Source organism: Streptomyces sp. NPDC101776 (assembly GCF_044766845.1).
Classification (GTDB): domain Bacteria; phylum Actinomycetota; class Actinomycetes; order Streptomycetales; family Streptomycetaceae; genus Streptomyces.
The window spans coordinates 2,546-9,670 of the sequence record NZ_JBIWMV010000051.1; the positions used below are offsets into that span (position 1 = coordinate 2,546).

At 60.0% G+C, this 7,125-nt stretch carries 6 protein-coding genes; 1 reads left to right on the forward strand and 5 read right to left on the reverse strand.

The genetic code is table 11. The annotated features are described in order from the left end of the window. Positions 1–1,631, reverse strand: a 1,631-nt coding sequence (locus ACIRRY_RS51565; protein WP_403988025.1) for a tetratricopeptide repeat protein, incomplete at its 3' end; no start/stop codon positions are given. A gap of 94 nt (positions 1,632–1,725) precedes the next feature. Beyond that, positions 1,726–2,091 (reverse strand): hypothetical protein, encoded by a 366-nt coding sequence (locus ACIRRY_RS51570; RefSeq protein WP_403988028.1) that lies wholly within the window; start codon positions 2,089–2,091, stop codon positions 1,726–1,728. 462 nt (positions 2,092–2,553) lie between these two features. On the opposite strand from ACIRRY_RS51570, the gene ACIRRY_RS51575 reads away from it, so the two are divergent. Further along, on the forward strand, positions 2,554–3,063 hold the full coding sequence (locus ACIRRY_RS51575) for a hypothetical protein (protein WP_403988031.1): 510 nt from the start codon (positions 2,554–2,556) through the stop codon (positions 3,061–3,063). A gap of 1,208 nt (positions 3,064–4,271) precedes the next feature. On the opposite strand, the gene ACIRRY_RS51580 is transcribed toward ACIRRY_RS51575, so the two are convergent. The 3 genes from ACIRRY_RS51580 to ACIRRY_RS51590 form a co-directional block, all read right to left on the reverse strand. Continuing rightward, positions 4,272–5,078, reverse strand: a complete 807-nt coding sequence (locus ACIRRY_RS51580; protein WP_403988034.1) for a restriction endonuclease — start codon at positions 5,076–5,078, stop codon at positions 4,272–4,274. Positions 5,079–5,158: 80 nt separating this feature from the next. Then, positions 5,159–5,851, reverse strand: a complete 693-nt coding sequence (locus ACIRRY_RS51585) for an MAE_28990/MAE_18760 family HEPN-like nuclease (RefSeq protein ID WP_403988037.1) — start codon at positions 5,849–5,851, stop codon at positions 5,159–5,161. After that, complete coding sequence (locus tag ACIRRY_RS51590; protein WP_403988040.1) at positions 5,844–6,905, reverse strand: DUF262 domain-containing protein; 1,062 nt, start codon at positions 6,903–6,905, stop codon at positions 5,844–5,846. Before ACIRRY_RS51590 ends, ACIRRY_RS51585 begins: the two co-directional genes overlap by 8 nt. Positions 6,906–7,125: the final 220 nt, after the last annotated feature.

The window sequence follows — 7,125 nt, forward strand, 5'->3', positions numbered from 1 at the left end:
AGTACTTGTTCGCGCAGGTCGAGGGCTTCCTGTAGCCGTCCGGCATGGCTGTAGGAGTTGGCGAGGTTGTTGCGGGCGGTGAGGGTGTCGGGATGGTCGGGGCCCAGGATCCGCTCACGGTCGGCTAGCACTTGTTCGCGCAGGTCGAGGGCTTCCTGTAGCCGTCCGGCATGGCTGTAGGAGTTGGCGAGGTTGTTGCGGGCGCTCAGGGTGTCGGGATGGTCGGGGCCGTGGATGTCGTTGCTGCGCTGAAGGGTTCTCTGGTCGTACTCGATCGCCTGTTGGTACAGCCCGGCACCGGTGAGGCTGCTGCTGACTTGATAGAGGCATGGGTGAGTCGTGGGCTGCCACAGGGCCGGGTGGGTGTGTTGTTCGAGGTGGATGGTGTTGGCGCGCAGGTCTGCAGACAGCTCCCGGTCCTCGTGGTCCTGGACTGGCCAGAGGCTGTAGATGGCGTCTGCGGCGGTGCGGGCGGTGGCGGTAAGGGTGTCGGGTGGGATGGTTTCGCGGACGGCGCGGGCGGTCAGTGCGTGCATGCGGACGGGGGCGGTGTCGGTGTCCTGGGCGACGAGGGCGTAGGTGCGCAGGCATTCCATCGCGTTGCGGACCTCTTCCTCGCTGACGGGGGGGCAGTATCGGCGAAGCCGTCGCCGTTGCGGGGGGCGGACGGTGCTCAGGTGATGGAGTGCGGGGGGTGTGGTCCACAGCGCGGCGGGGTGGCCGACGGGGTCCATGAGCGAGGCGAGGTGCAGCAGGGGCCGGGCGAGGCGGGTGCTGTCGGCTTCGTCGACGGCTTCAAGGGAGATCAATGCAGTGGTGACGGCCCGTCCGTAGCCTTCGGTGTCTGCGTTCGCCGGGAGAAGATCGCCCAGCCTGTTGCGGGTGTCGCGCAGCAGCGTGAGGTAGTCGGTCATCGTGCGACGTTTGTTGATGAGGTAGGCGGCGGCGTGGCCGAGCGCGAGCGGGAGGTGACCGAGTTCCTCAGCGAGTTCGTCCGCCTGGTCAGGGTCGTGAAGGTGGGGATGGCCGGCGTCGGTGAGGCGGCGCCGGAGATAGGCACGGGCCTCCTCCGGTGTGTAGAGGCCGAGTCGGACGAGGGTGCGACCCTGCCCGCTCAACTGCGCGCTGTCGAGCCGGGTGGTGGCCAGGACCCAGCTGCTGCCATTACCACCGTCCGGCCACCACCCTTCGATGGCCTCAGGGTCGGTGATGTCGTCCAGCACCACCAGCCACCGTCGCCCCGTTGTCTCAAGCCATTTCACAAACACCCGCGCGGCCGCAGTGCTGTCGTCCGAGGAGGCCCCGGGAAGCTGGAGTTGTTCGGCTGCTTCCGCGTAGATGGTGATGACCTGGTCCAGGTCGGTGGCCTTGGCCCACACCAGAACATCCAGCCCCGCCTCACCGGAACGTTCCCGGTCCCGCAGGCCTCGCGCCAGGGACGCCGTGAGCTGGCTCTTGCCCACCCCACCGGGCCCCGACAGCACCACCCCGCTGCCGCTGGAACGTGCCTCCTCGGCCTGGTTCCGTACCTCTGTGCGCGGCTGGAATGCCGCCGCCAGCCGCGGCACACTGCCCACCCACACCGGCCACTCCACTGATGCCCCCGGCACCGGCGGGGGATACACGTTCATATTCCCCGCGACCTGCGTGACATCTCTCTGCGCTTGCGCCTGCTGTCGGGCACGGCGCTGCCCCGAACGCTCCACCACCGTCAGGCCCCCTGCCTCAAGCCCGGTCCCCACCGACCTGATCGATGTCACCATCGCCGTCGCTGCGCGCCTTCTGCCGCACGTCTTCGCGCACCGAACCACCGGTTACCCCGGCGCCAGTGCCGTGGCCACCACCCGTCTGCTTGATGCGGCCCCCGCCTCGCGCCGACTGCCGGACCCGCCGCGACCCGGCCCCGCTGGCCTGCGACGCCCACCACCCGAGAGCAGCGAGAACCCCGGCCGCGACAACGCCGGCCACTGGACCAATCACGTCCCACGGATCGTCGCCCCCGTCCGACAGCACCGACCACGGCACCGCCACGACAAGAAACGCCCCGACCGAACCCACCACCGCCACCAGCCACCGCACCGCAATGTTCATAGCCATCCCCCGATCCGCACAGCCAACTCATGCTGAAACACACCATGTTGGCACGTCAGGCCTTCCGCTGATGGCAAGACTGGCAGTGGGGTGGGCCCTTCCGCCGGCATCTCAGCTTGGGAAGCTGTGGCACTCTGGGGCCAGTTGCGGCGCTGACCTGGTCGAACGGTCAGACCGTGACCTCGCTAGGCTCGGATGCTTTCACCGTGATTCCCCGCTGTTCCCCGCTCTATCTGGTGCGGTTGTGGTGCGGTGCTCAGACAAGGGGTGCGGGTTCGCCTCGTTGGTGAGTCAACTGTCGAGCGAACTTTTCCCCTTCGGTCACTTGCCCATGAGCTGGGTACCGGCCTACCTGGCAGCGAGCGCTACAACATCTCTTGCAAGCTCGTCTCTGTGTCGAGGCTGTTTGGCAGAACGGGACAGCTCGCATGTTTGGTCAGTGCTGCGGGGATGCTCGTAGACGTGGATTGGATCGCACCGCTCAGCACTCTCGGTGGCGCCGTAGTTGGGGTGGGCGCCGCTCTGTTTGCCGATCGATTCCGCTGGCGACGGGATGACACGGTGCAGTGGCGTCAGACACGACGTCTTATTTACGTCGATTTCCTCGTTTCTCTTAGTCGCGGCCACAGCAATATGAGATCGGCAACATTCCGCCATGACTTAAATGAGGACCGAATCTTTGGGGTAATGCATGAAGCTCTAGATGGATCCCTTATATGGCAGCACCGTCAGTCGCTTTCCCTGACGGCACCTTCAAATGTAATCCATCTGGCTATCAAGGCAGGGAAAACACTCGAAGGGATCCGGGATGCGTTAATCGCAGACCCAAATGTGGAAAGTGAGCCTTACCTGCGGGCTAGGGCTGAACTCTGGCTGGTCAACGCCGAGCTTCGGGAATCGATGCGTATCGATCTAGAAATGGAAGGGCCACCTGACCCTGAACTCGGAGCGTACCGCTTCCCCGCTTCTTGAGACGAACCAGTCCTGCTCCGGCCACCAACTTCGTCGGCGCGATGGCACAGGAGAAGCTGCACGTACTCGTCGGGTACACCGATCCCGACGGATAGCCAGAAGACGCACGATTTCGTGAGATGGCCCCCAAGTGTGTGCCACGACAGGCCAGGGTCTTGGCCTGTCGAGCGACGTTCGCGCCGTCGCCTTTCGGGTTGTGGCTCGGCATTGGAGGTCTGGGCATTAGCCCACGAAAGTCAGCCACGATGGCGGGCTCGTCGGTCGATTAGGCACGCGTGTGTTTCGCTGCACCCTCGCTGACTTCGGCCACGCTGCGTGATGGCGTCCGTCTGAGCAACCCGCGACAGGGGAGCCGTGAGCCGTTGAGCTACGACCTCTTTGTCCCGAAGCAACTTGGGTGGGGGTGGCGCCTTGCGGTGGTGCGGCTTTGAGCTGCTGGGACAGTCCGAGGACGTTCGTGGGCGTCCGCCGTTGTTTGTCGCCGTTGTCACTCAGGTAGACACTCATGTCGAGTCCGGTGTAGTCGTGTTTCCTGGCCGATCTGACATCTGTGGTGCGGCGGCCGCCATGAGCGCCCGACGAACCGCGCGCCGGCCATGCTCCCCTTCCAAGCCGCTCTCCTCGATTGCCTTCCGAAGCGCGATCTCACTCGCTTCACTGGCCTGCTGAAGTCTCGCTCCTTCATCGTTGGCGTCAGGGCCCCAGTTAGCTACCGGCCCGTGTGAACGAACATGCTCGACCACCCTCAACCGAACTACGTACACGTCGAGTTGTAGAGCAACCAAGGACTGCGGAAGGTGAATGTCGACCATGAGCGGAGGCTAGAGGCTAGAACCTCAGCTTGGGAAGCTCGGGTGCCCCATGGCCGGCTGCTGCGCTGGCCTGCGACGGAACCGACTCAACCTTTGAATAATGGCTGGCTCGTTGCCCACTGCTCCCGGTGGTTCCCCGAGGGATCTGGCAGGCATCTGGCACGTGGAGCCGGTGGTACGACCAGGAGCGGTGGGGCCTTGGCCCTCGTGTTGGGGTGCTGCTTGAAGCTCAGCCGAAGAAAGTCAGCCAGAACGGCGGGTTTGTCAATCGAGCAGGCGCGCGTGTGCCTCGCTATACCCCTAGTCGCCTCAGACACGTTGCCGGTGCCTTTTAGAGTTACCGGGAACTCGCCGGTCGGCCTGACCGCTGCTCTCCTTGAGGGGAAGTTCCCTGGTTCACTGAGAGGGCATGTTGCGAAGCGCAGCCAAAAGGTCTGTTAGCTCTGGAGGCTGCAGGTCTTGCCAACGAATATCGCTATTTCCGTCACCTACCATGTGATCATAGATACGATCGCATGTCTCAAGGGTATTTTCCGCGACGAAGAGAAGCCCATCCCAGTTTTTAACGTCGATCAGACCGTTTGAGTAGTCTTCAGCCTGGTGTAGCGGGAAGTAGGCTACAGGCCACCGATCGAAACTTGCAGCCTCAAGAGAATCCTTCAACATGCTGAGGCATGCCCTTACTGCAATTGGTTGTTTCAGGCCAAAGGCCTCGGGGCCTATATACCGCGAGTTGACCCTATTGCGCTCGGTCGTGTTCAGGTTCCAAATGGAATGAAATTTGTTCTCAAGTTCTGCGATTCTCCTAACTAGACCACCCACCTTGATTGAGGAAAGTTCGGTTGCCGAGTTGCTGACGAAGTCAGTCAGGTTGGTAAGAGTGATGCTACTGTTGCGGGATGTGCGAATTGCTCCGGCCTGAAAACCTCCTTCTGCAAAGATCAGACCGCGGTCTGCCCCAACGTCGTCAGTAATTGAGGCAAAGGCTAGGACGCGCTCCTTGGGTACGGGCCGCTTCCATTTCTTGCACTCGACTATCCAGAGTTGGTCAATTCCAGCATATCTGATTCGTGCTGTGACATCAATTTCATGTTTTCCTCTGGCTCCTTCGATTACTTCTTCGACCTCTGTTGCGAAGCCGAATTCGGTCAGTATCTCAGATACTTTGACCTGATACTCTTCCCATTCTTTCCTTTGGCTCATGAGACTCCTAAACTTTCAACGACAGCTCGGTCTGCAGTACTCCAAGCAGTTTTGGGGATCCAGAGGACGCGGCATTGCCTCTAGCGAGGCTCCCTGTAAAAGTCCCTCGTCGATGCCTTGTTTTCCACGTCGGTCAGGAAATCACACCATCTACGCTCCCAGATATCTACAAGATTTCTGAGGTCACCAATTGAGTAGTTCCGACCTACTTCTTCGGGCGTGCGCTGGCCATGAGCAATGCTATTTCGTTCAGATACGACCGTATTAATGCGCCCCCATGCCTCCCGAAGAACTGGTCCTGGTGGATTCAATCCATACACTTCGCAAAGTGTCACGACTTGGCCAGTTCTCATATGGCTTCCATCGTTTGGGAAGATATTTGATTTGATGGAACATGTCTTATCGAGAAGCGCATCGATCACCCCTCTTCCGGAACCTTTCCAGATCTGATGCGCGGCAATGTCGGTCAGTGCCTGAAGCTTCGCATGGATAGCGAATACCTGAAATTCAGGCTTGAGTCTCCTATTTCCCAGCTTCAATTGGGTGGCTGATTCCAGGAGGGAGCGTGATATCCCCTTGAGGAGATTTTCATACGCCGCGTACAAGAGTACAATGCTTAGGCCTCTGGTTTCGCGCGAGACGTCAATAGGTGACCCCGCCCCGGCAGCGCCTGGAGAGGAATCTGTAGCGTCAAGCAGTTTTCGCACCACGGCAATTCGTTGGCGAAACTCTTTCTCCAGTGGGCCGCGTTCGAAGATCGGGCGCCTAGCCAAGGAAATTTTCCTTGGCGAACTCGATGCGGCCACGAACGCGCGGCCTGCTGTTGGTCGCACCTGTGACCATGGCGCGAAGATCATCCGAGAATACCCAATCCATGCTAGGTACTTCGATTTTAGGGTTTTCGCGGAGTGCCAGCGCAGCTCCTACCGATACGGCTTCGTATAGATTGACAGGAGTCTGCCCCTTACGGCTCTTGAGGCCGTCGGGGAAACAGGATGACAGGAAGCGGAAAGTGCTCTTGAAGACGGCTTCCCGAGGTGTAATCCTCGGAGCCTTGTGGGCATCTGAAATAAATTCATCGAGAAAATCTTTTACCGAGTGCTCAAACTTCTGGTAGCGGTCCAGGTAGGCAAAGAATCGGAGGATGTAATCTTCGCGGGTACCGTCCTTCTGGCGAGCCGTCGGAAGCTTTACGACGGTATTGAAGTTGTGGTCTTTTGCCAGCCTCCCAAGTAGATCGACAAACTCGCCCCTGTATACGCACTCGCGGATCTCTTGATCGGTTAGCTCAATCCCGCCGGTATTTAGTCGCTCGAAGAGGTCGTAGCGGACCTGTAGCTCACTCTTGTCATTCAAGATAATAACCTTGAGCGGCCGATCTTCGAATGTCGTACGGATATCCTCGGGCAATCCGTCGAATTCGAATCCCTCGAAGGTGGTGAGTTTTTCTAGATTGGTGAGGCGTAGTGGGTCGCCGGACAGGTTTGCTGCGATCCTCGTTTCCTCGTCTCCGGTAAAGTTCACCAGAGTCAGAAGCCTCTGCAGGCCATCGACTACTTCCCAGCGCGTTTGTTCCCCGCTAGCGCTATTGGTTGCCATGAATAGTGGGGGAACCGGAATTCCCAGCAATACCGATTCGATAAGGCGTGATTGGCGAGGCTTGTCCCATCGGAATTGCCGTTGATAGACGGGTGCGATGTCGATTCGCTTTCTGTTGACCCGTCGCAGAAGTTCGTCTACGGTAACGTCGTAAGAATCGAAGTCGACTTTGCGTCGCTGAGTTGCTAGCTGCGTCCGCTGTTCGGTAGGTGGCACAGGCGTAGACACTTAATTCCCTGTCTGCTCGACGACCAGGTGCTTCCCTGGTGGAGTGCGTCCAACATACTCATGTGGATGCCTCTGCGGAGCACTTCTGGAGTGAGTAAGGGGAAGGCGCCGTTGCTCTTCTCTAGCCTCGATCTTTCATGACGGTCTGCCGACGGAGTCGGCAGACCGTTTCGCGTTTCGTGGCTGCTGGCGGGCAGGCCGGTAGCCCGGCTGACGTGTC